The organism is Ruegeria sp. THAF33 (assembly GCF_009363615.1).
Taxonomy (GTDB): domain Bacteria; phylum Pseudomonadota; class Alphaproteobacteria; order Rhodobacterales; family Rhodobacteraceae; genus Ruegeria.
The window spans coordinates 603,498-628,945 of record NZ_CP045385.1; the positions used below are offsets into that span (position 1 = coordinate 603,498).

The following is a 25,448-nucleotide window of genomic DNA, read 5'->3' on the forward strand; positions in this document are numbered from 1 at the left end:
CAACAAAGTGAACCGGTGCGGCCTTCCTAAAGCCGCCCCGGCGCCCGGGACTTGACGGTTGTCAATTCGACCGGTCTCTTTCGCTGCTAGAGGGTGGGCACCACCGCCGGAGCAAACCCATTCGCACTCTGCCGCCATATCCCAGCCTTCGACATTTTCTGAAATGGTGTGAAGAAACAGGGCAGTTCAGGCGCATCGCCGAACCGGTTTCCGTGCGCCATCAAATGACCGCTGTCCACCGCGCCGTGTTGGAGGCCAATGGGCCCGTGTTGCAATTCGACACACCGACGGGCGCGCCCTCGGGGCAGTGCGACATACCGGTTGTGGTCAACCTGTTTGGCACGTCGGAACGCGTCGCCGCCGGACTGGGCGTTTCTTCCGAAGGGCTGGATGATCTGGGCGCGCTTCTGGCCGCGCTTCGGGCCCCGACGCCGCCGGGCGGGTTGCGGGATGCACTGTCCCGGTGGCCGATGCTGAAGGCCGCATTGTCCACACGACCGAAGCAGGTCAAAACCGCCGCTGTTCAGCAGGTTTGCAACTGCGAAGCCGATGTTGATCTTTCAGCGCTGCCGATCCAGACACACTGGCCCCGGGACGCGGGGCCTCTGATCACCTGGCCTGTGGTCATCACCCGGCCCCGTAGCAGCGAACCCGACGCGGCACAGACCTACAACGCCGGCGTCTATCGCGTTCAGGTGCTGGACCGGAACCGTCTGATCATGCGCTGGTTGCCACATCGCGGCGGGGCCGCTCATCATCGCAGTTGGGCGCAGCACGGCGAAAAGACGCCGGTCGCAATCGTTCTGGGCGCAAACCCCGCGACCTTGTTGTCGGCGGCTCTGCCACTGCCCGAAATGGTGTCTGAACTGACATTTGCCGGGGCCCTGAACCAGAACCGGCCACGATTGGTTCCGGCCAAATCCGTCCCTCTGCTCGTACCGGCAGATGCCGAGATTGTCCTGGAAGGCTGGGTGTCGCCAAGCGAGACAGCACCCGAAGGCCCGTTCGGGGATCACACCGGGTACTACAACCCCGCCGAACCGTTTCCGGTGATGCATGTCACGGCCGTGACCCATCGCGAGGCGCCGCTGTATCTGTCGACCTATACCGGTCGCCCGCCTGACGAACCTGCGATCATTGGCGAAGTGTTCAATCGCCTTGCCTTGCCGACCATTCGCGCTCAGATCCCCGAAATACACGACCTTTGGCTGCCGCCTGCCGCCTGTTCCTATCGCATCGCCATCGTCGCCATCGACAAGCGGTATCCGGGTCAGGCCCGACGTGTGATGATGGCGCTTTGGGGGATGCTGCCGCAATTCAGCTATACGAAGATGATCGTTGCGGTAGATGCCGATATCGACCCCCGAAACTGGGACGATATCGCCTGGGCGATTGCCACGCGAATGGACCCGGGCCGTGATGTGATGATCCTGGACAGGACACCCATGGATTATCTGGATTTCGCCTCACCCGAACCCGGTCTGGCCGGAAAGCTGGGCATCGACGCCACGACGAAAACAGGCAGTGAAACACGGCGAGAATGGGGGACGGTCATGCGCACCGCGAATGTCGATCAAACATTCGCGGAAGACCTGATAAACAGATTGATGCCAGAGCTGAGAACATGACGAAAACCCGTGTAGTCTTAGGCGTGTCAGGCGCTTCTGGTGCGGTTTTGAGCCTTGCGGTGGCACGACATCTGACATCAGCGGATATCGAAATCGACCTGGTCGTCAGCCCCGCCGCCCGTCTGACGCTTGCGCAGGAATGCGGCCCGGATGCCCTGAAGGAACTGCGGCAGTCGGCAAGCCGTCATCACGCGCCCGCCGATATCGGGGCCAGTATAGCATCCGGTTCGGTACCGGTATCCGGGATGATCGTCGCGCCCTGTTCCATGCGCTCACTGGGTGCGATTGCGCATGGCCTGGACGACAACCTGCTGACACGCGCGGCGGGCGTGCAGCTCAAGGAACGACGCCCACTGGTACTGCTGACACGAGAAGCGCCGCTGACACTTGCTCATTTGCGCAATATGACGGCCGCAGCAGAAATGGGAGCCATCATCCTGCCCCCTGTGCCAGCCTTCTATTTGAACCCCCTCAACATAACCGAAATCGCGGATCAGATCGCAGCGCGCGCGGTTGATTGTCTGAAGGTTTGCGAACCGGCCGCGAAACAGTGGCATCCCGAAACCAAGGCGAACCCTGTCGAACGATTCGAAAGCAAATTGCACATCCCATAGCCACAGATCGCGGATGAGATCTGTGGCCACGGGATGAGCTTGATCGGGCGGGCCGGTTGTTTCAGCCGCGCAGCCTGCCTCCCAGAGGATCGAACGGCGCCTCTGCCAGCACCCGAGCCTTATGCGGTTTGCCAATCACCTGGATCACCACTTCATCCCCCGGCTGCGCCACCTCGGGGTTGCGGAAACCCAATGCCAGAGATTTCCCGACTGAATACCCGTACGCCCCCGATGTGACACGGCCGACAGGCACACCATCAGGTGTAAAGATCGGCTCACTGCCGGTGGCGTCGGCATCCTCGGTCACGTCCAGTTCAAAGATGGACAGGACCTCGCGCGGAGCTTTGTCCTTGATGGACAGATAGGCGTCTTTGTGCAGGAAATCCTTGTCCAGCTTGATCAGACCCGTCAGCCCGACCTCTTGCGGCCAGTATTCCTGGGAATATTCCCGCCCCCAGGATCCATAACCCTTTTCGATGCGCAGCGACCCAAGCGCTCGCCCGCCCACGGGGCCGCCACCGCAGTCTTTGGCGGCTTCAAGCAACGCAGAGTAAAGCGCGACCTGATCGGTTTCGGCGCAGTGCAGTTCCCAACCCAGATCGCCGGTAAAGCTGACCCGGATGGCCACGCAATCAACACCTGCAACGGTGATCTTCCGGGACCGCATGAAGCGGAATCCTTCGTTGGAAAGGTCAGCATTGGTCAGGCGCGCCAGAGCCTCGCGAGATTTCGGGCCGGCGAAGTTGAACCCCGCAACGCGGTCCGTTGCGACTTCAAAAGCTGTGCCCTCGGGCAATTCCACCATTTGAAAGAAGCGCTGATGATAGCGTTCGGCCATGCCGGAGCCGATCATCATGTATTCGTCTTCGGCCAGCTTGGTGATGGTAAAGTCACCCGCCACGCCGCCGCGCACCGAGATCAGCGGCGTCAGGCAGCTGCGCCCAATTTCGGTCGGCACGCGATTGGCCACCAGTCGGTCCAACCAGTCATAGGCACCAGGCCCCTTGATCACGTAATTGGCGAAGTTCGAGATATCGATCACGCCCACGCTGTCGCGCAGCATCTGAACCTCGCGCCCGACCGGATCAAACCAGTTCTGGCGGGTGAAGCCAGTGGTCTCTTCGGTGCCGGGTTCATCGGCAAACCAAAGCGGGTGTTCCCAACCACAGTTGAGACCAAAGACACAGCCCATCTGTTTCTGCATCTCGAAGGCAGGGCGCACACGGGCCGGGCGGCCTGCACTGCGTTCTTCATTCGGGAAGTGGATTTTGAACCGATGCGTATATGCGTCTTCGACCCGGGCCTTGGTGAACTTTTTGTCGGCCCAGTCGCCAAAGCGGGCGAGATCCCAGGCGAACATGTCATATTGCGGCTCACCCTCGATCATCCATTGCGCCGCCAGCAGCCCCAGCCCGCCGGATTGCGAGAAACCGGGGATCAGGCCGCCGCAGAGGAAATAGTTCTTCAGCTCGGGCACCGGCCCCCACAGCATGTTGGCATCGGGCGACCAGATCATCGGGCCGTTGATCACCCGTTTTACTCCGGCTGTGGCGGCAACCGGCACACGTTCGGTGGCGCGGATCACGTTTTCCATGATCCGGTCCAGATCGTCGGGGAACAGATCATGCGCGAAGTCGAGCGGCGTGCCGTCTTCGGCCCAGAACTTCATGTCTTTCTCGTAGGCCCCGATCAGCAGGCCGTTGCCCTCTTGTCGGAAGTAATATTCGCCGTCCCGGTCGGCGATTGACGGCAGACGGCGGCCCAGACTGGCCACTTCGTCGATGCTTTCGGTCACGAAATACTGATGTTCGGTCGGTTGCAGCGGCAGGGTCAAGCCTGCCAGCGCCGCCACCTCGCGCCCCCAGAGGCCCGCGGCGTTGACCACCCATTGGGCGTGAATGTCACCCTTGGGCGTACGAACGATCCAACTGCCATCAGGTTGCTGTTCCGTTGCGATCACCGGGCAGAACCGTTCGATGGTGGCCCCCATGGCACGCGCACCGGCGGCGTAAGCATGCGGCACGCCGGACGGGTCCACATTGCCGCCATCAGGTTCGTACATGATGCAGCGGATGTCATCGAACTGCGCCAGCGGGTGCAGCTCTTTGGCCTCTTCCCGGCTGACCTCGTGAAAATTCAGCCCATAAAACCGGGCCTTCGCCTCTTGCAGGCGCAACTGTTGCTCGCGCTCTTCGGTCTGGGCCAGATAGAGCGATCCGGGCTGGAACACCCCGCAGCTTTGGCCGGTTTCCTTCTCCAGCTCTTTGTACAGGTTCATCGTATAGTGCTGGATGCGGGTGATGTTGTTGTTGTCATGCAGACCGTGGATGTTGGCCGCCGCGTGCCAGGTCGATCCGCTGGTCAACTCGTCGCGTTCCAGCAGGATGGAATCCGTCCAGCCGAGTTTGGCAAGGTGATACAGTATCGACGTACCGGCAAGGCCGCCGCCGATGACAACAGCTTGTGCATGGGTTTTCATGAGGGAATGTCCTTGGATATGGCGCGGCTCAGGCGGCGATTTCTTTCATGACGGCAAGGAATTTGGCGACTTCGCCGATCGAGTTGTAGTGACACATCGAGACCCGCACACAGGCATCATAGCCAAGCGGTGTCAGGATATTGCCGGAATAGTGGTCCGCCTTGCGCAGATGCGTGCGGATACCGTGTTCGTTCAGCCGTTTGACGACCTCGGACGAGGCCACGCCTTCGACACGCAGCGATACCAGACCTTCTCGTGCCGGGTTGTCGGCCCCGCCCAGAATGGTGACTTTTTCCATCTCGGCCAGGCCGCTCAGGTTGCCGGTGCCGTGGATCATCGCGTCGGTCAGCGCCTTTTCCTGCGCATGGATCGCATCACCCGCCGCCAGAAACTTGCCGCGCCGGTCTTCGGCATCGCTGACCTGACTGCCCAGCCATTCGAAATAGGATGCGACGTCGGACATCGTGGCATAAGCTCCGGTGTCGCGCGTTCCCATTTCCCAATTGTCCGCGGGGCCATCCAGCAAGGCGTTGTGCTCCAGCGCGGTCAAGCGATCAGAGATCCAGGCCACGCCGTAGCCATGACGCGAAAACACCTTGTAGGGCGAAATCACATAACCATCGACGTCATAGGCGGTCAGATCGATCCGGCCATGCGCTGCGTGCTGAATGCCATCGACGATGATGAAACAATCCGGAGCCACGGCGCGGATGGCCTGAGAAACGGCAGCGACGTCAACTCCCATTCCCGTCACCGGCGAGGTATGCAGGATCGTCGCCACTTTGGTATCCGGTGTCACGGCCACGGCATAGGCTTCGGCCGAGACGGTACCGGTGGCGTCATCATGGGGCACCAAAACGTGGGTTTGCCCGGAAATGCGGGCCCAACGATCACAGGCCGAACGAGTCGCCGGGTGTTCCAATGTGGATCCCAGCACAACGCCCGGACCCGTTCCCAGACATGCGTTCATGATCAGCCGGAACAACAGCTCTGTACCGCTTTCACCCACAAAGAACTGCCCGCGGGGTGCGTTCATGAAATCCCGCATATCCGCCTTGGCCGCGTTGATCGTGGCGACCAGCGCATGGGATCCCGGATTGTCGCGCCCCTGGTTGTCCGGGATGGCGGCGTAACGAACCGAACTTTCCAACACTGAATTCAATGTCAGTGCGCCTCCGGCATTCTCGAAAAAGATCCGCTCACCCTGTTCGGGGCAATGATCGATCTGGGCAAAGCGGCTGCGGATTTGGTTCAGCAGGCTCTCTGATATTTGGCTCATGGTCAGTGGTTCTTGTTTCGTTGTGTGTGCAAAGCTGTGCTTTGCCGACCCTAGGACGGTTCTTGCCGCAAGACATGCAAAAAAAACTGTGGCAAAGCGGTAGAATATTCTGTGCAAGTCGCGCGGGTGCCAGCCCAAAGCCTGTCACGACGGATACCACCCGTCGCCAAGCCCGGGAACTCGTGCCTGCGGCGGCGGATGGCATATCTTCTTGATTTCCGACCGTTTGTGGCTGGTCGACTACTCGGGCAAATACTTTTCCGACCAGCTTTCGGCGGCCGATCCAGCAGAGATCATCGCGTCGATATCCTCATCTGCATAACCGACGTTTCGCAGAATGCTGCGTGTATCCGCGCCGTATTTCGGCATCGGTCCGGGAATGACGATCCGGGCGCGTTCGGGTCGCACGGCATTTGGGGCAACCAGATCGCACCACCGGCCCATAGGATGCATGTCATGCCGAATGACGCTGAACGTTCCCCGCATCAGGTCGATATTCCCGGCACTTTCCGGCTGCAACACGGCGTCGCGCGTGTCATGCAACGATCCCAGAGGCATGACGGTGCTGGAAGAACCGGAAAACGCCTTTTGCCAGTATTCAACAGGTTGCCTTGCAAAATGATCCGCAAGCGAATCCGCCAATTCCTTCTCCGGTGTATCGGCCACGCTGGCGAGGTCCGAGACACGGCGCAGGGCTTCGCGTTGTTCGGTGGGTGCGGCAAAGAACATCCACCCGTCAGCCGCGCGGTAACAATGGTAGAATGGTCCCCAGCCCATAGCTGCGCGCCCGGCTGGTTCGTCAAAGGGCGCGCGGCCTTCGAAATCATACATCAATTGCGCCTGAATGAGGTTGCCGGCCGCCGCCAACGCAGCCCGCGCAATCCCGCCTTTTCCGGTTTTCTGCAATCTCAGCAGGGCCGCACCAAGCGCAACACATGCGCAATAGCCGGTCAGAACGTCAATCGTACCGAAATGCGCATGCTCTTCGGGCGTGGCCATGCCACCGCCAAAACGCACCATGACCCCTGTCGCCGCCTGCGCCAGGTCGTCATACCCCAGATGGTCCGATTTGGGTCCGCGCGCAGGACCGCCAAAGGCATCGAGTTGCACCAGTATGAGGCGGGGGTTGATCGCCGCCAGCTCTTCCGCGCTCAACCCCAGGGCATCGCGCTGCTCATCCGTGCCGTTCACGGTGATGACATCCGAGGAGTCGATGAGCCGTCGCAACGCCTGCTTCCCGTCATCCGAGCTCAGGTTCAGCAAAACGCTTTGTTTTCCACGATGTGCGTGCAGACCGAAAACCACGGTGTTCCACGGGTCGACTGATGGCTCTGTCGGCTGAACGGAAGTCACCTGAGCGCCAAATCGCGCCAGCGTGGACCCGATCGTCGGACCGGCGATCACGTTGGTCAGGTCCAGCACCTTCAGCCCCTCCAGCCAGCCCTGGCCGCTCACGGCTGGCGGTCCGCTGCGCGGCGGTTCGGCAAGGATCGCTGAAACGGGTGCGTCATCGGGAACGGGGCCCGGTTTTTTGACCAGCGCAGCGCCATCATCCGCAAGCCACGCAACATTTCCCATCTGCTTCATCTTCCCATGACGCGGGTCCTCTACCTCCAACACCAGACCCGAGGCCAAAGCGTGCGGATCGGCCAGCCATTCCTTGCTGAACCGTTGCGCCGTTCCGGGCGCCTTGGCAGACCCGAAAAGGGCTTCCCACTCATGAGAGGGCCTTGTCAGAAAGGCCTTTTTCATCGCGTTGGACACACGCGCGCGATCCCTTGCTCCGACGGGGTAGTTGCGCAGCGACCATTCATCCGGCCAGTCTGCGGTATCGAGATAGGCGTCGAAGTCCGGCAATTGATCGGCAAGGTGTTTGAGGCCAAGCGTCTCCAACACCCGCCGGGGATGTGTTTTCACACTGCCCGCCACCACATAGAACCCACGCCCGTCGGCGCAGGTATAAGTTCGATAGAAAGGGTCCAGGAACTCTTCCAGTTCCGCAAAGCTCAGATCCGTTGGCAAGCCTTCGGCTGCGCGCCTGTCAAGTTCCACTTCGCGAGGGGACTTGTAGCGTTCGGGATAGTCCTCAATCTGCTCACAGTTATACACCAACCCTTCCAGCAAAGCCGACGCCAGAGGCACCTCGATGTGATCGCCCCCGTTTCGGTCACGTGCAGCCAAAGCGAACTGCACGGCCATCGCGCCGAATGAAGCGCCATAGGCGGATGCCAGCGTCAAAGGTGAAAAGGATGGGTTGATGCCCATCAGGCGCCGGTTCAGCCCCATATCCGTGAATTGCCCGGTACGGGCCGCGATCACGGCTTCCCACGCCGGAAGATCGGCCAGCGCGGGATCATTTGAGGCAAACCCCGGCAATGACAATGACACGATGCGCGGATTTATGTCGCGCAGAGCTTTCGGACCGAGGCCCAGCCTCTCCATCACGCCGGCCCGGAAGTTCTCGATCACCACGTCAGCCCGCGCCACAAATTCGCGCGCGACCTGCAAACCCCCTTCGGATTTGAGGTCGATCGTCACGGCGGTTTTGCCGCGTGACAGCATGTCTGTGGCCGGTTCTTTCAATCGCGGGCCACCGGGCGGGTCGATGCGGATCACCTCTGCCCCCAAATCAGCAAGCATCATGCCAACCAGTGGACCAGCCAGGTACTGGCCAAAATCGAGGACACGAATATGATCGAGCGGCTTTGCAGTCATTCGTTGTGACCCTCCCGGGGTGTTTGGTGTGTTTGTTGCGAAGCCGCTTGCTGGCAAGAGGTCACAACGCCCTTCTCGGAACAGGCGGAGTTTTCAGGCTTGGGACATAACGCGATCAATGCAACACCCGCCCTTGTTCAACACGCGACAAGGCGGCCACGACCAAGCTTCACAGCCTTCTCCGGCGACCGCTGGGCGTACCATGCAGCCGAGCTATGCCAAGAAGTTGTTCGATTTGACCAAGCCATGTCGCAAACGAGAAACATCGCTCAAAATTCCGCGTGTGACGCATACTTGGAAGCGCTCCGAGGCCCGGATGGAAGCGGATCAGTCGCCTTGCAAGATCACCGGACTGTTGCGCCCGGCAGTCAGAAAACAAGTTATTGGAATCGCTTAAGAACGTGGAGCTTCCCAAGTGTCGGGCGCCACAAGACAAAAGGTCACGGCGCAATCGGCCAAGGGCCACGTTGGCACGTGGCAGGACCTGTCGCGACACATGGCCGGTAATTGCGATTCCGATAAAATATCTCATTTTCCGGCAATATGACAACCATCTACATCAATTCGTCAAATTGGCACCTATGAATTGTCGAGGCCGCGCGTCACGCTTGGAACAGGATGGGAAACAGCGGAGATCTTTATGTCCTGGAATGTGTGCGTTGTCGGCGCTGGAAAGATCGGACAGATGATTGCAACCCTGTTGAAAGGGTCGCCGAATTACTCTGTGACGGTCGCTGATCACGATCTAAAAGCGCTTGGTGATATCTCGAAGATGGGCATTGGAACCAGACAGATCGATGCCAATGACGCGGACGGGCTGGCCCGGGAACTGACCGGTTTCGACGCAGTCATCTCGGCGGCGCCGTTCTTCTTGACCCCTTCGATCGCCAAAGCGTCCAAAGCGGCGGGCGCGCATTATTTCGACCTGACCGAAGATGTTGCGGCCACGAATGCGGTACGTGAACTGGCCGGGGGCAGCGCAACTGCGTTTATGCCGCAATGCGGTCTGGCGCCAGGTTTTGTCGGTATCGCCGGAGCTTCGCTGGCGGCGGAGTTTGACCAGATTGACAGCCTGCACATGCGGGTGGGGGCACTGCCGCTTTATCCGACCAACGCGCTGAAATACAACCTGACCTGGTCCACCGACGGGTTGATCAACGAATATTGCAACCCATGCGATGCCATCGTGAACGGCAGGCTGGTCAAGACCGCGCCGTTGGAGAACTACGAGATTCTGGGCCATGACGGCGTGGAATACGAATGCTTCAATACTTCGGGCGGTCTAGGCACGTTGCCTGAAACGCTGGAAGGCAAGGCGCGGGATGTGTCCTATCGCTCGATCCGCTATCCGGGTCATTGCGATATCCTGAAGCTGCTTTTGAACGATCTGGGGCTGGAACGCCGCCGCGACCTGCTGAAAGAGATATTCGAGGCCGCCCTGCCCCGCACCGATCAGGACGTGGTGCTGGTATATTGCACAGCAAAAGGCGTCATTGATGGCGTGCTGCGCGAAAAGTCCCTGATCAACAAATCCTTTGCCCGCACCATCAATGGACAGGTCTGGAGCGCCATTCAGGTCACGACCGCCGCAGGCGTGCTGGGGGTGGTCGATCTGATGCGGATCGGAGCGCTGCCCTCGAAAGGCTTTGTCCGGCAGGAACAGGTCAAGCTGGACGATTTCCTCAACACTGAGTTTGGCCAGCTGTATCGCGCTGGCGACGTCACCGAACAGAACAAGGCGGCCTGAGATATGAAAGACATCGTAATGACAGCCCAAACCACGCTTGCAAACCTGGATCTGACCGAGGCCCAACTCAAAGGCGGCACGCTCAAGGTCACGTCGCCGATTGACGGAAGCCTGCTGGCCGAAGTGCACGAGACGCCGATCTCGGACATGGACGCCATCTTTTCCCGTGCAAAGGCCGCGTTCAGGGAATGGCGCGTGGTCCCCGCCCCGCGCCGGGGTGAACTGATCCGCCTGTTGGGTGAAGAGCTGCGCGCGGCCAAGGATGACCTGGGTGCACTGGTCAGTTGGGAAGCGGGCAAGATCACCTCGGAAGGTCTGGGCGAAGTGCAGGAGATGATCGACATCTGTGACTTTGCCGTCGGCCTGTCGCGTCAGCTTTATGGTCTGACCATTGCGTCCGAACGTCCCGGCCACCGGATGATGGAAACCTGGCATCCTGCTGGCCCGGTTGGTGTGATTTCCGCGTTCAATTTCCCGGTCGCGGTTTGGTCGTGGAATGCTGCTCTGGCCATCGTATGCGGTGATCCGGTGATCTGGAAACCGTCCGAAAAAACCCCGCTGACGGCGCTGGCCTGTCAAAAGATTTTCGAACGCGCCCTGGCCCGATTTGGCGATGCGCCGGACGGTCTGCTGCAAACGCTTATCGGTGGCGCAGATCTGGGAGAAAGACTGGTGGCCAGTGAAGATGTTCCGGTGATCTCGGCCACGGGATCGACCCGCATGGGCCGTGCTGTCGCCCCCATCGTCGCACAGCGCTTTGGCAAGTGCATTCTGGAACTGGGTGGCAACAACGCAATGATCGTCGGCCCTTCGGCTGATTTGGAGATGGCTGTGCGCGCGATTGTCTTTTCGGCAGTTGGTACCGCCGGTCAACGCTGCACCACGCTGCGTCGCTTGATCGTGCACAACTCGATCCGCGAAGAACTGGTGAGCCGTCTGAAAAAAGCCTATTCGGGTCTGCCCATCGGCAATCCTCTGACAGACGGCACGTTGGTTGGGCCGCTTGTGGACGAAGCGGCGGGCGCGGCGATGACCGCTGCTTTGAAAGCGGCCGAAGCGGAAGGCGGTTCGGTGTTCGGCGGCAACCGCGTTACCGAAGGCGTTCCGACAGGCGTATACATGGAACCTGCGATTGTCGAAATGCCGGGTCAGACCGCGACCGTGAAAACCGAAACCTTTGCGCCGATCCTCTACGTCATGGGCTATGACGATTTCGACGACGCGGTAGAGCTTCAGAATGACGTACCGCAAGGCCTTTCATCCTGCGTGTTTACCCTGAACATGCGCGAGGCCGAGCAGTTCCTGTCCGCGGCTGGATCCGATTGCGGAATTGCCAACGTCAATATCGGGCCCTCAGGGGCAGAGATCGGTGGCGCCTTTGGCGGAGAGAAGGAAACCGGCGGCGGGCGCGAAAGCGGTTCGGACGCGTGGAAAGCCTATATGCGCCGACAGACCAACACCGTGAATTACTCGGCCGAACTTCCACTGGCCCAGGGCGTCAAATTCGACATCTGAGTGTCGCTGGATAGTCGTCGGACAAAAACTTGAAAGGCCAGCAAAAAACACCACCCGGGACGACCAGTCTCGGGTGTTTGTTTTTTCCTATATGTTGAAGCAGTGTTCAGGCTGCTGGTTTCGATGTAGACGCTGCGGCGGTCATTTCGATGCAGATGGGTTGTCGTGAATGTCGCCAGGGCGGCGGCAACGCGCGTATCGTTTCCATGATGGCCATCCGACGCGTTTCGGTAGGAGACCCTCCGAGGCTTTGCGCCACCTCATAGATCGGGGAATGACCCTGTTCGGTGCGCTGGGGCTGTTCATCTCGAACGTGGCCGATGTGCTAGAACCGTATCGCAATGGGCGCCTGAAGGCGGAAATGGACGGCGATCTGGTGGTTCTTGACGAAAACCTTGCTGTACGGCATGTGATGGCCGGGGGGGGGGAGCAGCATGTCCGCGAAGGCCAAATAGCCCGACGTGGCATGCATGAACAGTTCAAAGCGTCCGCGCGGTCCCCGGTGACTGCCCGCTTCAGCACCGGAAGGTAGTTAACACATGTGCCCTGCACCCATTGATGCAGAGACCCCACGCGGGTTCATTATCCCGATCGGGGGCGGCGAAGATCGCGTCAAGGAAATGCAGATCCATCGCAAGTTCGTTGAGCTTTCCGGCGGCAGCGATGCCGACATCGTCGTGATCCCGACAGCCTCGATGCTGGAAGAAACCGGGCCCGATTATAACCGTATCTTTTCCGAACTGGGTGCGGGCAAAGTAGAGTTCCTGCCTATCTCGCGCAGGGCGGATTGCGACAACCCCGAGTATGTCGAGATGCTTGATCGAGCGACCGGAGTTTTCATGACAGGTGGAAACCAGTTGCGCCTGTCAGCGATTCTTGGGGGAACTCTGGTCGCCCAAAAAATCCGCCGGCGGAATGCAGCCGGTGTTCCGGTTGCCGGAACTTCGGCGGGTGCTTCGATCATGTCTGAACACATGGTTGCAGGTGGCAGCAGCAACTCGGCTCCGGCGGAAGGCAACATTACACTTGCACCAGGTATGGGCCTGACCAATGCCGTCATCATCGATCAACATTTCACCCAGCGTAACCGTCTGGGTCGCCTGCTAACGGCTTCATCTTTCAACCCATTTTTGATTGGTTTGGGAATTGACGAAGATACGGCCGCCTTCATTGGGCCCGACAATGTCTTTGAAGTCATCGGCAGCGGCTCGGTTACTGTCGTGGATGCCAGCCAGTTGACTCATTCATCAATGTGGGATGCCCGGCGGGGCGAAGCGCTTAGCCTTCTGGGACTTCGGCTTGACGTTCTGGGTGAAGGGTGCCGTTATGACCTGACGGCTCGCCAGGCTTTTCCGCCGGATGAGCATTTGGCGTTCTGCACCTTGCCGGATTTGTCCGGGGAAGAGGCCGCAAACGGGGGGAATAAAAGCTAACCAACGGGGAGCCTCATGAAAATAATCTCGACCAATGTCTTTGTCGGCCCGAATGTCTGGGCAAGTTTCCCCGTTATTCGCCACGTCATCGACCTGGGTATTCTGGAAGAGTGGCCATCGGCAAAAATTGGTTCCGAGTTTATCGACGCGCTGATCGAAGCGCTTCCTGGCCTTGCGGAGCATGGCTGTTCCTACCGCGAACCCGGAGGTTTCATCCGCCGTCTGCGTGAAGACGAAGGCACGTGGCTTGGTCACGTTCTGGAACATTGTGCCATCGAGGTTCAGAACGTAGCGGGCACTGACGTGACCTTTGGCCGGACACGCGGCACAGGTGAGCCGGGCCAGTACAACATGGTGTATGAATACCGTCAGCGCGACGTTGGGCTGGACGCAGGGAAGCTGGCAATGCGGTTGCTGATGAATCTGTTGCCTCAATCCCTGAAAGATCTGGTGGATTACGATTTCGACCCGGACTTTAACTGGGACGACGAACTGCGCAGCTTTGTTCTGCGCGCGCAGCGCAAGGAATTCGGCCCGTCGACCGGGTCGCTGGTCAAGGCGGCGCAAGAACGCGACATTCCCTGGATCAGACTCAACTCTGGCTCGCTGGTGCAATTCGGGCACGGCAAATACCAGAAACGCATTCAGGCGACGATTACATCCGAGACCAAACATATCTCGGTCGAGATTTCCTGCGATAAGGAAGATACCCACAACCTGCTGAACGATCTTGGCCTGCCGGTTCCACAGCAGCGCATGGTCTATTCCGCCCGCGAAGCTGTGCGTGCTGCGGCGCGCATTGGCCATCCGGTGGTCGTCAAACCATTGAACGCCAATCATGGGCGGGGCGTTTCGATCAATTTGAACTCGGATGAAGAGGTCGAGGCTGGCTTCGCCGAAGCAAAGGAACATTCCCGCAGCCGCGCCATTCTGGTGGAGAGCTTTGTCACCGGGTTCGATCACCGGATGCTTGTGGTGGACAACAAGCTTGTTGCGGTGGCCAAACGGGTTCCAGGCCATGTGGTCGGTGATGGCACGCACACGATTGCCGAGTTGGTCGATATCGTGAACGAAGACCCGCGCCGAGGCATCGGGCATGAAAAAGTGCTGACCATGCTCGAGATCGATACTCAGGCCATGCGCCTTATGGATGCCGCAGGCGTAACCGAAGAGACCGTCTTGCCGGACGGTGAAATTTTCTATCTGCGTTCGACGGCAAACCTTTCGACCGGCGGCACTGCGATCGACCTGACAGATGTGGTCCATCCCGACAACCGCGACATGGCGGAACGAGCCATAATGGCGGTTGGGCTGGATGTTGGCGGCGTCGATTTCCTGATCGATGACATCACCAAATCCTACAAAGACATCGGTGGTGCCATTGTCGAAGTGAACGCAGCACCCGGTTTCCGCATGCATGTGGCGCCATCCGAAGGACAACCGCGCGATGTAGCCGGCAAAGTGATCGACATGCTGTTTCCAGCCAATGAGGAAACCCGCATTCCGATCGCTGCGATCACCGGCACCAACGGCAAGACGACGACGTCCCGAATGCTGGGCCATATTATGAAGACCAGCGGCAAAACCGTTGGCATGACCTCGACCGACGGGGTCTATGTCGATGGTAAGTTGAGCGTCAAGGGTGACATGACCGGGCCAAAATCCGCGCAGATCGTCTTGCGCGACCCGATGGTTGATTTTGCCGTGATGGAAACCGCGCGCGGCGGGCTTGTGCGGTCTGGTCTGGGATACCAGCGCTCGAACGTGGCGGCATGCCTTAACGTTTCGGCCGACCATCTTGGCCTTGGCGGCATAAACACAGTCGAGGAACTGGCCGTGGTGAAACGCGTGGTGGTGGAAAGCGCGACGGATACTGCGGTTCTGAATGCTGATGACATCAATTGTCTGAAAATGGCTGACTACGCCGGGGCGGATCAGATTTTCTACGTCACGACCAACCCCGGCCACAGCCTGGTCAAGGAACATATCAAGGCGGGCGGAAAGGCCATTGTTCTGGAAAAAGGCATGAATGGAGACATGCTGACGATCTATGACAACGGGCTTCACATTCCGGTCCTGTGGTCGCATCTGATCCCCGCCGCACTGGAAGGCAAAGCGATCTTCAACGTTCAAAACGCCATGTTTGCTGCCGCCATGGCCTACAGCTTCGGGGTCGATCTGGACAACATCCGGCATGGGTTACGCACCTTCGATACCAGCTATTTCCAGGCGCCGGGGCGCATGAACGTCTATGACGAACATCCGTTCAAGGTCATCCTGGATTACGGCCACAACCCCGCCGCTCTCAACGCGATGGCCGCGTTGGCGGATCAATTGGAGATCAAAGGTCGCCGATTGTGTGTCGTTGCCATGCCCGGCGACCGGCGCGATGAAGATATCATCGACGGAGCTGCCGCGCTGGCCGGGCATTTTGACCATTTCATCTGCAAGGCCGATGACCGCCGCAGAGGCCGAGGACATGATGAAGTACCGCGGATGATGCGTCAGGCACTGATCGACAATGGCGTTGACGACGCATCCATTACGGTTATCCCGGATGAGGTCGAGGCCGTAAATGCCGGGCTGCAACAAGCGGCACCGGGGGATCTGTTGGTAATCTTCGGCGACGACACTACGCGCTGCTGGAAACAGATCATCTATTTCAGCTCTGACGGTGCAACCCCAGATGCCGAGGCTGTACCAAAGACCACGGCCGTCGACACATCCTTCGAGGACATGTTCGAAAACGATCAGAATCTGATCAGAGACGAGCGCGGTGTGCGCCTGGCGCGTGAAAACAGCGAAGACGCGGACTGAGCGAGGGCACCGGAATGGACCGGATTGAAGAGCTTGAAACCGCGCTGACCATAATAAGCGCGACCGCTGATCATATTCAGGTCGGCGACGCCCGGCGTCTGACGGGCCCTGGCTTGTTATGGAACAAACCCGGCGCGGTGATGGATGTATTTTTCACCGGAATTGATCCATCCACGGTCTCGGCCCTGTGGGAAAAAAACGCCCGCCGAGTGCTGGACGCGCTGGGATGGACGGATCAGGATTTGACCCATCGCACATTCACTGGCGGTGTAAATCTGGCGATTTCCGCACCAATGGATCAGCTGTATTCGGCGATCTTCGCGGTGCAGACGGCGTGGCACATCTGTGCCGCCGAGTTGTTGGATGCAACTCTTGGTGACTTTGATCAAATGGTGGCCGATGTCAAAACTGTTATGGCCAAAGAAGCCAATCCGCGCCTGATCGACCTGATCGCAGCCGCCGAGGCGCATGGCGTGGATATTCTGTGCGACGACGATGAGGTTTCAATCGGGCACGGTACAGGTAGTCAGGTCTGGCCGGTTGATGCCCTGCCCGTCCCTGATGACGTGGACTGGTCCAGCCTTCACAACATTCCAGTTGCGTTCATCACCGGCACCAATGGCAAGACCACGACGACCCGGTTGCTTGAGGCGATCGCGCGGACTTCGGGCAAAGTTGCAGGGCTGACCTCGACCGAATTTGTGCGGGTCGGCAACGATATTCTTGACCGAGGTGATTACTCGGGCCCGGGTGGCGGCCGGATGCTGCTGCGCGACAAGCGCCTTGAGATCGCCTGCCTTGAAGTGGCCCGCGGGGGTATTCTGCGCCGTGGCCTGCCAACGCGTGCGGCCTCGGCGGCCGCGGTCACAAATGTTGCGAATGACCATTTGGGACAGTACGGCGTCAATACCGTGCCGGAACTGGCACAGGCGAAATTCGCCGTGCATCGCACACTTACCGATGGTGGTGTGCTGGTTCTGAACGCTGATGATGCGTATGTCCGTGCCGAGGCAAAAAACACGTCGGCAAATATCTGGTGGTTTTCCTTGGATGCACAAGCGGATCTGATCCGTGAGGCGCGCGATTCCAACAAATGCTGCGCCTATGTGCAGCAGGAAAATATCGTGTTTTTCGATGGCACTTCCGAAAAGACGGTGATTGCCGTGTCAAACGTGCCCGTGACCATGGGCGGGGCGGCGAAATACAACACCCTGAACGCCTTGGCCGCCATGTGCCTTGCTCTGGCGCTGGACCTACCCCTTCAGGCAGTGCGGGATGGATTGGCCGGTTTCAAACCCGATGCAAAGGACAATCCGGGGCGCTGCAACGAGTTCAACTATCATGACGCCCGTGTTTTTGTAGATTTCGCACATAACCCGCACTCGATCTCTGCCGTGTGCGAAGCGCTGTCAGGACTTCCGGCAAAACGTCGCTTTATCATGCTCAGCCATGCGGGCGACAGATCGGATCAGGACATTCGGGACGTTACCGCGACGGCTTTGAAATTCCAACCTGACGTAATCGTTGCAGCCGAACTGGAAGGCTATCTGAGAGGCCGGGAGTTAGGAGAAATCCCGGACCTGATCGAAGGGACGGCCTTGAAGCACGGATACAACGCTGATCAGATCCAAAGGGCCCCATCCCCTTCTCAGGCCGCGGCCAGGATTCTTAAACAACTTGAGCCGGGCGATCTTGCTTTGTTGCTTGTCCTGTCAGAACGCGACGCAGTTCTTGAGATGCTGAGCGCTTAGGTACGACACCTATTTGCGTACCCCGGCGATCTATTGGAAAACAAACAAACCCCGCATTGGATTTGCGGCATCCAAGAAATCACGGCCACGAATGACTGTTGGCCTCATCATGGGTTTTCTATATTTGTGAGGACGTAATCCACCGTTCAATCTCGCCTGGGGAAACTGAGCGAAACCAATCGCCCGAGTTGTCAGGTCACGGTGGATCTCAGCGGGCATTCGGCGATCACTAAGCTTCGGAACACAGTCCGGGCCTGACAACACAACCCTGATGTTGTTCGATTGCCGATTATCTGGTGCGCCACTTACTCGCCCAACAGCTGCGACAGTTTTTCTGCACCCCGGCGCAAGGTGTCGAGAAATGACTTCAGACTGCCGACATCATGCCGTTGCGTCGGGGCATGAACTGAAAGCGTGGCAACCAGCCTGCCCTGCGCGTCCTGCACCGGTACGGCAATCGCCACCATGCCCGCCATGAATTCTTCGTCGTCGGTGGAAAATCCCCGCTCGGCGGTGATCTTGATTTCACTCAGCAGGGCCTTCGGCTCTGTCAAAGAACGGGCAGTCTGCTCTTTTAGCTTCCCGGCTAACAGAAACCCGTTCAGAGTTTTGGGGCGCAAGGTGGAAAGGTACATCTTGCCACTGGCCGTGCAATGGAACGGCACCTGGGTTCCGATCGGCAATTGAATCCGCAACGGCCATTTTGTTTCCACTCGGTCAAGATAGATCATGCCTTCGCGATCCGGGATGGCCAGATTGCATGTTTCGCCCACTTCGTCGGCTACGCCGCGCAGGATGGCGAGACGCGCGGTCCGCAGATGCTCGGCGGACATGGTATTCACGGACAACAGCCGCAATCGTCTGCCCGGACCATAGGACCGTCCGTCAAGATCGCGTTGCAGGAACCCTTCTGCCTCTGCCGTTTGCAGCAAACGATGGATGGTGGGTTTGGCCAATCCCAATGCATCGATCAGATCCGAGGGTTTGACCGCAACGCCGCGCCGTGCCACCTCTTCAAGGATCAGCAACAGGCGCAGGTTGGTGGGAATCTGAGTTTCTCTGTCTTTAGTATCAGTCTCGGCCATCCTTCAACATTCTAGTTATTTGGCAGAAGGATCAAGGCCAGTTCGGGCACCAGCGACACCAATATCCAGACGGATATCAGGGCCACCAAGTAAGGCACCGTATAGCGCAGCAACCGGAAATACGGCACACCGGTCACGCCGGAAGCGACGTAAAGGTTAAGCCCGTATGGTGGTGTGATAAACCCGATGGACGCCCCGACCAGGAAGATGACCGAGAAATGGATTGGATCAATTCCAACCGAGGCTGCGATTGGCGCAAGGATCGGGGCCAGGATGATGGTGACCGGAAGGCTTTCCAGCACCATGCCCGAAAAGAAGACGATCACCATCGATGTGAACAGAACCGCATGGTACCCCCCCATGGAGGTCACGAAGTTTCCGATTGTTTCCTGTGCGCCAAGCAGGGACAGGATCTGCTGCATCACCACCGAAATTGCGATCAACGGGGCCAGGATACCCGTAATCTGGGCAGACCTGATGACGATTGAGGGGATCTCTGGGATCGTGAACCCTTCGACCACGAACATTTCAGCGAAGCTCTTTTCGGTTGGCGGTATATCGTTCCGGGCCCCCATGATGCGGTTGATCGGGTAGCTGACCAGCCCCGCGATGACACAAAAGCCCACGGTCACGCCGGCGGCCTCTGTCGGAGAGAACTTGCCGGTATAAATGCCCCAGAGCACAAGACCGATGGCGAAAAAGCCGAGCCAGGCACCAAAGGCGGTTTTCAGCACCCGGTTCAATTGCAGCGGGATCAGATAGCCCCACCCGTTCATGCGGCAGATGATCCAGCATGCCAGTTGCATCCCGATGACCATAAGCGCACCGGGCAGAATACCGGCCACGAACAATTCGGAAATCGGCAGGTTCATCAGAAAGCCATAGACGATGAAGATGATCGAAGGGGGGATGATGATACCGACAGTGCCGCCCGCAGCAGCGGTCGCGGCGCTGAACCGTTCGTCATAGCCGCCCTTTACCATCTCGGGATGCAGCATCGACCCGATGGTCGCCGTCGTGGCCGAGTTCGACCCGGAAATCGCCGCGAACAGCCCACAGGCACCCAGCGACGCCATTGCCAGCCCGCCGCGTATCCAGCCCAAACAGGCATAGGCAAAATCACTGAGCCTTCGCGCGATACCGGATTTGTTGATCAGATCTCCGGTCAGGATAAACAGCGGCATTGCCAACAGGGCGAAGCCCTTGTTGAAGACGTTCAGCAGTTCGGCCCCCATATTGTCCAGCGTCAAACCAAGGACAAAGGAACATCCAATGACCCAGTAACCGATGACCAGCAGCACCGGCACGCCCAGCATGAACAGAAAGGTGACCCCCAACGAGATCAGTGTAACAAGTGTTCCGTCTGTCATCAGTCTGCCCCGATCACGGCCTGCTTGATCAGCGGCTCGCCTGTTTTCCAGTTGTGCAAATCATCGGCGAGGTTCTGAAACACGCGACCGACCATCAAGAAGAATGACAATGGTGCAGCCAGCAGGAACCACCACTGCATGATATTGTCCGTGCCCAGAACGATCTGAAAGTTCGAGGCCGAAAGCGCCACCAGTCGCGAGGTGGTCACGATGACGATCACCGCAAAGATGAACCACAGTACCGCGTCAAGAAACAGGCAGGCCAATTGCCCGCCGCGGGGCATGGCGGTGCGGAATTCACTGAAACTCAGATGCGTGCGCAGGCGTACGTTGTAGGACGCTCCAAACCAGGCCATCACCATGAAAAGAAGCGGAGGAATGGTCGTGGACCAGGGTTCCTGATCATTGAAGACAAACCGGTCGATCACGCCCCAGAAAATGATCAGCGCGATGGCAAGATAAGAATACACCATGACCGACCGTTCCAGATGACGTTCGATCAACGGCACCTTGCGATAGATCAGCATGACCAGCAAACCCCCGATCGCGGCAACGACCGCACCGACGATCCAAGCGGCGTCGGATTCCAGAGCAAGTTGAATCTCGAAAGAATCCTGGCTGAGAAAAGCGCTGAATATTGCGCCAATGTCTGCCCAAAGTGACATGAAGCCCGTCCTCCCAGTGGGTATTGATTGAACCGGCCCGTTCGGGCCGGTTCTGGCAGTCTAATCAGGCCTCGCCCTTCCACCAGCGGCGCGGCTCGACATTTTCCGGCAGCGTGTCCGCGGGGATCTCTCGCGCGATGTCGTAAATCTCCTGGTATGTGTCGATGCCACCGGCCCATTTGTTCAGCCGCTCGCGCCACTGCGCCCACGGCTCGGGGTTGTAGTTCGGAGCACACATTTCTTCGGCCAGCTTGATCTGGTCCTCCGGCAGGAAGGCCGGGCGCACGCCGTTTTCCGCAAAAATGGTTTGCGGCAATTGCGGATCCGAGAATCCGACAGTGTTCAGCAGTGCCGCCTCGTTCGCGCCCTGAATCAGAGCCTGGGTGAAGTAGGACGACTCCATCACGGCATCCTGCAATTCACCGCCCAGGCCATCGAATACTTTGGCAGACATCGAAGTGTGTTCGGTACCGCAGAAGAACTTCAGGTTCACCGATTGCGAGACCACAGGCGCCATGTTCGCATATGCCACCGCCGAGGCCCAGGTTTCCGCACCATCGATCAGACCGGTCTTGAGCGCATCCAGCGTTTCTTCCCATGCCACCGGAACAGGGTTCAGGTTCAGCAGTTGCATGGCGATCCGACCCAGCTGCGTGCCCGTCACGCGGTTCTTGGTGCCGAACAACTCTTCCAGCTTGGTGACGGTCGGCTTGTCGGCAAAGGTCGAGCCCATTTGCAGTCCGCGCAGTTCACAATGGGTGAACAGGAATTTCAGCCCGTGACGCTTTTCAAGCGGGTCGCGCAGGATGCGTTGGCTGGCGGGGCTGTAGAAGAAATGATACTGCGCCGCCCGGCTGGGGAACATGTAGGCATAGTCCAGGACGTTCAGATAAGGCGCACCGCCGGCCGAATTCTGGGTCGAGGCTGCGTAGATATCGACGATTCCCTGCTGGGTTTTTTCAACACAGCTGAGTTGTCCGCAGATCTGGTTGTCGCCGATGAACTCGATCCGAATCTCGCCATCCGTGCGCTCTTCCAGATCGCGTGCAAACTCGATGGCGCCGGCGCGCTCGATCAGCAGGTTGCGGGTGTTGAAGCCCGACGCACCAAATTTCAACGTGTGCTTCGGTTCTTTCGAAAAGCGTTTTTCATACGTGGATTCTGCCGCTTGCGCCAGATTAGCCAAGCTCATTGCCCCGCCAAACCCTCCTGCTGCAAGCAGCGTCGAGCTCATACCATAGCGCCCTGCCACCCGGAAAAAATCCCGCCGCGAAATACCACTCAGTTTCCGACCAATCTCCATTGCTTACCTCCCTGTTCGCAATTATTGAGACGTTTTGTATCAAAAAAGGCTAGTATATTTCTTGCATCTTGCATAGAGTTTTTTTCAACGACGTTGGAAGGAGGCGGTCATGGAAGTGGATTATGCGGTAGTTGGCGCGGGGTCTTCGGGCTGTGTCATCGCCAATCGGCTCAGCGCCGACCCCAACACGACCGTCGCGTTGTTGGAGGCTGGCGGCCGCGACACCAACCCCTGGATCCACATCCCGGTTGGCTATTTCAAAACCATGCACAACCCTTCGGTGGACTGGTGTTACAGGACCGAGCCCGATCCGGGCCTGAACGGGCGCTCGATCGACTGGCCACGCGGCAAGGTGCTGGGCGGCTCATCCTCTCTGAACGGTCTGCTCTATGTGCGCGGCCAAAAGGAAGATTATGACCGCTGGCGCCAGATGGGGAATGTCGGCTGGGGCTGGGAAGACGTGCTGCCTCTGTTCAAACGCAGCGAAGATCAAGAGCGTGGCGAAGACCCGTATCACGGTGTCGGTGGGCCGCTGTCGGTGTCGAACATGCGCATTCAACGACCGATCTGCGACGCATGGGTCGCGGCAGCGCAAGCCGCCGGATACCCGTTCAATCCGGATTACAACGGCGCAGATCAGGAAGGCGTAGGGTATTTTCAGCTGACTACGCGCAATGGGCGCAGGTGCAGCTCGGCCGTGGCGTATCTGAAACCCATTCGAAACCGGCAAAACCTGAACATCATCACCAACGCATTGGTGACACGCATAACGCTGGATGGGAAACAGGCGACCGGACTTGTCTATCGGGATCGCGCAGGCAATGAGAAAACCCTGAAGGTACGACGCGAAATCATCCTGTCCGGTGGTGCAATCAACTCTCCTCAGATTCTGATGCTGTCGGGTATCGGCGACCCGGACCACCTGAAGAAAAACGGCATCGATCCGGTCCATGCCTTGCCCAATGTCGGCAAAAGACTACAGGATCACTTGCAGGCCCGTCTCGTTTTCAAATGCAATGAGCCCACATTGAATGACGAGGTGCGCAGCCTGATCAACCAGGCCCGTATCGCGCTCAAATACGCTTTGTTCCGCGCCGGTCCGATGACCATGGCGGCCAGCCTTGCGACCGGATTCATGAAAACGCGCCCGGACGTGGAAACACCCGACATTCAATTCCATGTACAGCCTTGGTCCGCCGACAGCCCCGGCGAAGGCGTGCACCCGTTTTCCGCCTTTACCATGTCCGTGTGCCAGCTGCGGCCGGAAAGCAGGGGTGAACTGCATCTGAACGGCCCGGACCCATCACAGCATGTAAAGATCATTCCGAACTATCTGTCGACGGAAACGGATTGCCGAACCATCGTTGACGGCGTGAACATCGCCCGCAGAATCGCACAGCACAATCCGCTGGCATCGAAGATTTCCGAAGAGTTCCGCCCGACGTCACAACTTTCGACCGACGATTACGAGGGCACGCTGGACTGGGTCAGGTCGAATTCCGTTTCGATTTATCACCCAACAGGGACCTGCGCGATGGGTACGAATGAAACCGCAGTCGTTGACCCCGCGCTAAAGGTGCGCGGCATCGGAAACCTGCGGGTCGCGGATTGTTCGATCATGCCGGAAATCGTCAGCGGCAACACAAACGCCCCCGCGATTATGATCGGAGAAAAGGCAAGTGACTTGCTTGCCGCAGGAACATAGCGCGGCAGGCCGCGTATCCGGATCCCAGGAAAACTGGGCAACTCGGCTTGCAGATCTCAGGGAAAGTCCGGTGATGCCATCCCTGCCCTGACCTAGCGCAGAGGCGGTGTCAGCCACTGCGCCGACATCCCATAATTGGAATTCTTCAACTCCTGTTTGGCGATAGCCTGAAGATGGACCTCATCCGGTCCATCCGCATAGCGCAACGCCCGGGCCCAAGTGTAACTGTCGGCCAATGGCGTGTCGGGTGTCATGCCCATTGCGCCAAAAACCTGCATTGCACGATCCGTAACCTTTGCATGTACCTGGGGCGCCACGACCTTGATCAGGGATATTTCACGGAAGGCCTTTTTCGCCCCCACCTGATCTATTTTCCAGGCCGCCTTCAGGGTCAACAGCCGCGCCTGTTCAATTTCCAACCGGGATTTGGCGATCCATTCACGGATCACGCCTTGTTCCGAGAGTTGCTTGCCAAAGGTCTTCCGTTCCTGAGCACGTTCCACCATCAGGTTCAGTGCCATTTCCGCCGCCCCGATCGAGCGCATGCAATGATGAATTCGCCCGGGCCCAAGCCGCGCCTGAGCCAGCGCAAAACCGCTGCCTTCTTCGCCCAGCAGATTGCCGACCGGGACGCGCACGTCCTTGAACACCAGTTCAGCATGGCCTTCGGGATCGTGCATGTTCAGGATCGTCGGATTGCGCACGATCTCCAAACCGGGCGTATTCTTTGGAACGATGATCATGCTTTGCTGTTTATGGCGATCGGCGTTCGGGTCGGTTTTACCCATGACGATGAACAGTCTGGTATTGGGGTGGCACGCATTGGTGATGAACCACTTGCGGCCATTGACGACGTATTCGTCACCCTCGCGCCGGATGGATGTCGTTATGTTGGTCGCGTCTGAACTGGCCACGTCGGGTTCGGTCATGGCAAAAGCCGAGCGGATCTTGCCGTTCAACAGCGGCACCAACCAGTCTTCGCGCTGTTCGGGCGTGGCGAACATGTGCAGCAATTCCATGTTCCCGGTATCCGGCGCGTTGCAGTTGAAGACTTCCGAAGACCAGCTCACCTGACCCATCAGCTCGGCCAGGGGCGCGTAATCAAGATTGCTGAGCCGCGTTCCGGGCTCATCATCCCGCAAGGAGGGCAGGAACATGTTCCAAAGCCCTTCGGCGCGGGCCAGCGACTTGAGGTCTTCCATGAACGAAACGGGGAAATTGCCGGCTTCTATTTCCTCTTTGTGGTCGCGAATGCGCGGATAGATATGCGCCTGCATGAAGGCTTTCAGCCGGTCGTGCATTTCCGTGGCGCGTGGCGATGGAGCAAAATCCATTGTGATCC

17 protein-coding genes are annotated in these 25,448 nt (G+C 58.7%); 9 read left to right on the forward strand and 8 right to left on the reverse strand.

What is annotated here, in order from left to right:
* Positions 1–119 precede the first annotated feature (119 nt).
* Positions 120–1,628 carry a UbiD family decarboxylase gene (locus tag FIU92_RS19955; protein ID WP_152460461.1) on the forward strand — a complete coding sequence of 503 codons (1,509 nt, stop codon included), beginning with the start codon at positions 120–122 and terminating at the stop codon, positions 1,626–1,628.
* On the forward strand, positions 1,625–2,242 hold the full coding sequence (locus tag FIU92_RS19960; protein WP_152460462.1) for a UbiX family flavin prenyltransferase: 618 nt from the start codon (positions 1,625–1,627) through the stop codon (positions 2,240–2,242). Before FIU92_RS19955 ends, FIU92_RS19960 begins: the two co-directional genes overlap by 4 nt.
* 61 nt (positions 2,243–2,303) lie before the next feature.
* Here the strand turns inward: FIU92_RS19960 and FIU92_RS19965 are convergent, their stop codons facing one another.
* From FIU92_RS19965 to FIU92_RS19975, 3 genes are all read right to left on the reverse strand, one after another.
* Complete coding sequence (locus FIU92_RS19965; protein ID WP_152460463.1) at positions 2,304–4,721, reverse strand: FAD-dependent oxidoreductase; 2,418 nt, start codon at positions 4,719–4,721, stop codon at positions 2,304–2,306.
* A 28-nt stretch (positions 4,722–4,749) separates the two neighbouring features.
* Positions 4,750–6,000 (reverse strand): aminotransferase class V-fold PLP-dependent enzyme, encoded by a 1,251-nt coding sequence (locus FIU92_RS19970; protein WP_152460464.1) that lies wholly within the window; start codon positions 5,998–6,000, stop codon positions 4,750–4,752.
* 240 nt (positions 6,001–6,240) lie between these two features.
* The gene (locus tag FIU92_RS19975; protein WP_152460465.1) at positions 6,241–8,715 is read right to left on the reverse strand and encodes a CoA transferase; all 2,475 of its coding nucleotides are present in this window, start codon (positions 8,713–8,715) and stop codon (positions 6,241–6,243) included.
* Between the two features lie 640 nt (positions 8,716–9,355).
* On the opposite strand from FIU92_RS19975, the gene FIU92_RS19980 reads away from it, so the two are divergent.
* The 6 genes from FIU92_RS19980 (at position 9,356) to FIU92_RS20005 (ending at position 17,978) form a co-directional block, all read left to right on the forward strand.
* Complete coding sequence (locus tag FIU92_RS19980; RefSeq protein WP_152460466.1) at positions 9,356–10,462, forward strand: saccharopine dehydrogenase family protein; 1,107 nt, start codon at positions 9,356–9,358, stop codon at positions 10,460–10,462.
* A 3-nt stretch (positions 10,463–10,465) separates the two neighbouring features.
* Positions 10,466–11,977 (forward strand): aldehyde dehydrogenase family protein, encoded by a 1,512-nt coding sequence (locus FIU92_RS19985; protein ID WP_254705389.1) that lies wholly within the window; start codon positions 10,466–10,468, stop codon positions 11,975–11,977.
* A 274-nt stretch (positions 11,978–12,251) separates the two neighbouring features.
* Positions 12,252–12,509 (forward strand): hypothetical protein, encoded by a 258-nt coding sequence (locus FIU92_RS19990; RefSeq protein ID WP_152460468.1) that lies wholly within the window; start codon positions 12,252–12,254, stop codon positions 12,507–12,509.
* Between the two features lie 7 nt (positions 12,510–12,516).
* On the forward strand, positions 12,517–13,410 hold the full coding sequence (locus tag FIU92_RS19995) for a cyanophycinase (protein ID WP_152460469.1): 894 nt from the start codon (positions 12,517–12,519) through the stop codon (positions 13,408–13,410).
* 15 nt (positions 13,411–13,425) lie between these two features.
* Positions 13,426–16,227, forward strand: a complete 2,802-nt coding sequence (cphA, locus tag FIU92_RS20000) for a cyanophycin synthetase (protein WP_152460470.1) — start codon at positions 13,426–13,428, stop codon at positions 16,225–16,227.
* A 14-nt stretch (positions 16,228–16,241) separates the two neighbouring features.
* Positions 16,242–17,978 carry a Mur ligase family protein gene (locus FIU92_RS20005; RefSeq protein ID WP_152460471.1) on the forward strand — a complete coding sequence of 579 codons (1,737 nt, stop codon included), beginning with the start codon at positions 16,242–16,244 and terminating at the stop codon, positions 17,976–17,978.
* 305 nt (positions 17,979–18,283) lie between these two features.
* Here FIU92_RS20005 and FIU92_RS20010 read toward each other — a convergent pair whose 3' ends face one another.
* The 4 genes from FIU92_RS20010 to FIU92_RS20025 form a co-directional block, all read right to left on the reverse strand.
* The gene (locus tag FIU92_RS20010) at positions 18,284–19,063 is read right to left on the reverse strand and encodes an IclR family transcriptional regulator (protein WP_152460472.1); all 780 of its coding nucleotides are present in this window, start codon (positions 19,061–19,063) and stop codon (positions 18,284–18,286) included.
* An 11-nt stretch (positions 19,064–19,074) separates the two neighbouring features.
* Positions 19,075–20,433 (reverse strand): TRAP transporter large permease, encoded by a 1,359-nt coding sequence (locus FIU92_RS20015; protein ID WP_152460473.1) that lies wholly within the window; start codon positions 20,431–20,433, stop codon positions 19,075–19,077.
* Entirely contained in the window at positions 20,433–21,098 is a 666-nt protein-coding gene (locus FIU92_RS20020) for a TRAP transporter small permease (RefSeq protein WP_152460474.1), read from the reverse strand. The genes FIU92_RS20015 and FIU92_RS20020 overlap by 1 nt, the downstream gene beginning before the upstream one ends.
* Before the next feature lie 64 nt (positions 21,099–21,162).
* Entirely contained in the window at positions 21,163–22,401 is a 1,239-nt protein-coding gene (locus FIU92_RS20025; protein WP_152460475.1) for a TRAP transporter substrate-binding protein, read from the reverse strand.
* Positions 22,402–22,510: 109 nt separating this feature from the next.
* Here FIU92_RS20025 and FIU92_RS20030 point away from each other — a divergent pair, with 109 nt between their 5' ends.
* Positions 22,511–24,106, forward strand: a complete 1,596-nt coding sequence (locus tag FIU92_RS20030; protein ID WP_152460476.1) for a GMC family oxidoreductase — start codon at positions 22,511–22,513, stop codon at positions 24,104–24,106.
* A 92-nt stretch (positions 24,107–24,198) separates the two neighbouring features.
* Here the strand turns inward: FIU92_RS20030 and FIU92_RS20035 are convergent, their stop codons facing one another.
* Positions 24,199–25,440 (reverse strand): acyl-CoA dehydrogenase family protein, encoded by a 1,242-nt coding sequence (locus FIU92_RS20035; RefSeq protein ID WP_152460477.1) that lies wholly within the window; start codon positions 25,438–25,440, stop codon positions 24,199–24,201.
* Positions 25,441–25,448 lie beyond the last annotated feature (8 nt).

Excerpts from the sequence above, each read along its gene's own strand:
- FIU92_RS19960 (WP_152460462.1), top strand. The coding sequence starts at position 1,625 with ATGACGAAAACCCGTGTAGTCTTAGGCGTGTCAGGCGCTTCTGGTGCG.
- FIU92_RS19965 (WP_152460463.1), bottom strand. The coding sequence starts at position 4,721 with ATGAAAACCCATGCACAAGCTGTTGTCATCGGCGGCGGCCTTGCCGGT.
- FIU92_RS19970 (WP_152460464.1), bottom strand. The coding sequence starts at position 6,000 with ATGAGCCAAATATCAGAGAGCCTGCTGAACCAAATCCGCAGCCGCTTT.
- FIU92_RS19975 (WP_152460465.1), bottom strand. The coding sequence starts at position 8,715 with ATGACTGCAAAGCCGCTCGATCATATTCGTGTCCTCGATTTTGGCCAG.
- FIU92_RS19980 (WP_152460466.1), top strand. The coding sequence starts at position 9,356 with ATGTCCTGGAATGTGTGCGTTGTCGGCGCTGGAAAGATCGGACAGATG.
- FIU92_RS19985 (WP_254705389.1), top strand. The coding sequence starts at position 10,466 with ATGAAAGACATCGTAATGACAGCCCAAACCACGCTTGCAAACCTGGAT.
- FIU92_RS19990 (WP_152460468.1), top strand. The coding sequence starts at position 12,252 with ATGACCCTGTTCGGTGCGCTGGGGCTGTTCATCTCGAACGTGGCCGAT.
- FIU92_RS19995 (WP_152460469.1), top strand. The coding sequence starts at position 12,517 with ATGTGCCCTGCACCCATTGATGCAGAGACCCCACGCGGGTTCATTATC.
- cphA (WP_152460470.1), top strand. The coding sequence starts at position 13,426 with ATGAAAATAATCTCGACCAATGTCTTTGTCGGCCCGAATGTCTGGGCA.
- FIU92_RS20005 (WP_152460471.1), top strand. The coding sequence starts at position 16,242 with ATGGACCGGATTGAAGAGCTTGAAACCGCGCTGACCATAATAAGCGCG.
- FIU92_RS20010 (WP_152460472.1), bottom strand. The coding sequence starts at position 19,063 with ATGGCCGAGACTGATACTAAAGACAGAGAAACTCAGATTCCCACCAAC.
- FIU92_RS20015 (WP_152460473.1), bottom strand. The coding sequence starts at position 20,433 with ATGACAGACGGAACACTTGTTACACTGATCTCGTTGGGGGTCACCTTT.
- FIU92_RS20020 (WP_152460474.1), bottom strand. The coding sequence starts at position 21,098 with ATGTCACTTTGGGCAGACATTGGCGCAATATTCAGCGCTTTTCTCAGC.
- FIU92_RS20025 (WP_152460475.1), bottom strand. The coding sequence starts at position 22,401 with ATGGAGATTGGTCGGAAACTGAGTGGTATTTCGCGGCGGGATTTTTTC.
- FIU92_RS20030 (WP_152460476.1), top strand. The coding sequence starts at position 22,511 with ATGGAAGTGGATTATGCGGTAGTTGGCGCGGGGTCTTCGGGCTGTGTC.
- FIU92_RS20035 (WP_152460477.1), bottom strand. The coding sequence starts at position 25,440 with ATGGATTTTGCTCCATCGCCACGCGCCACGGAAATGCACGACCGGCTG.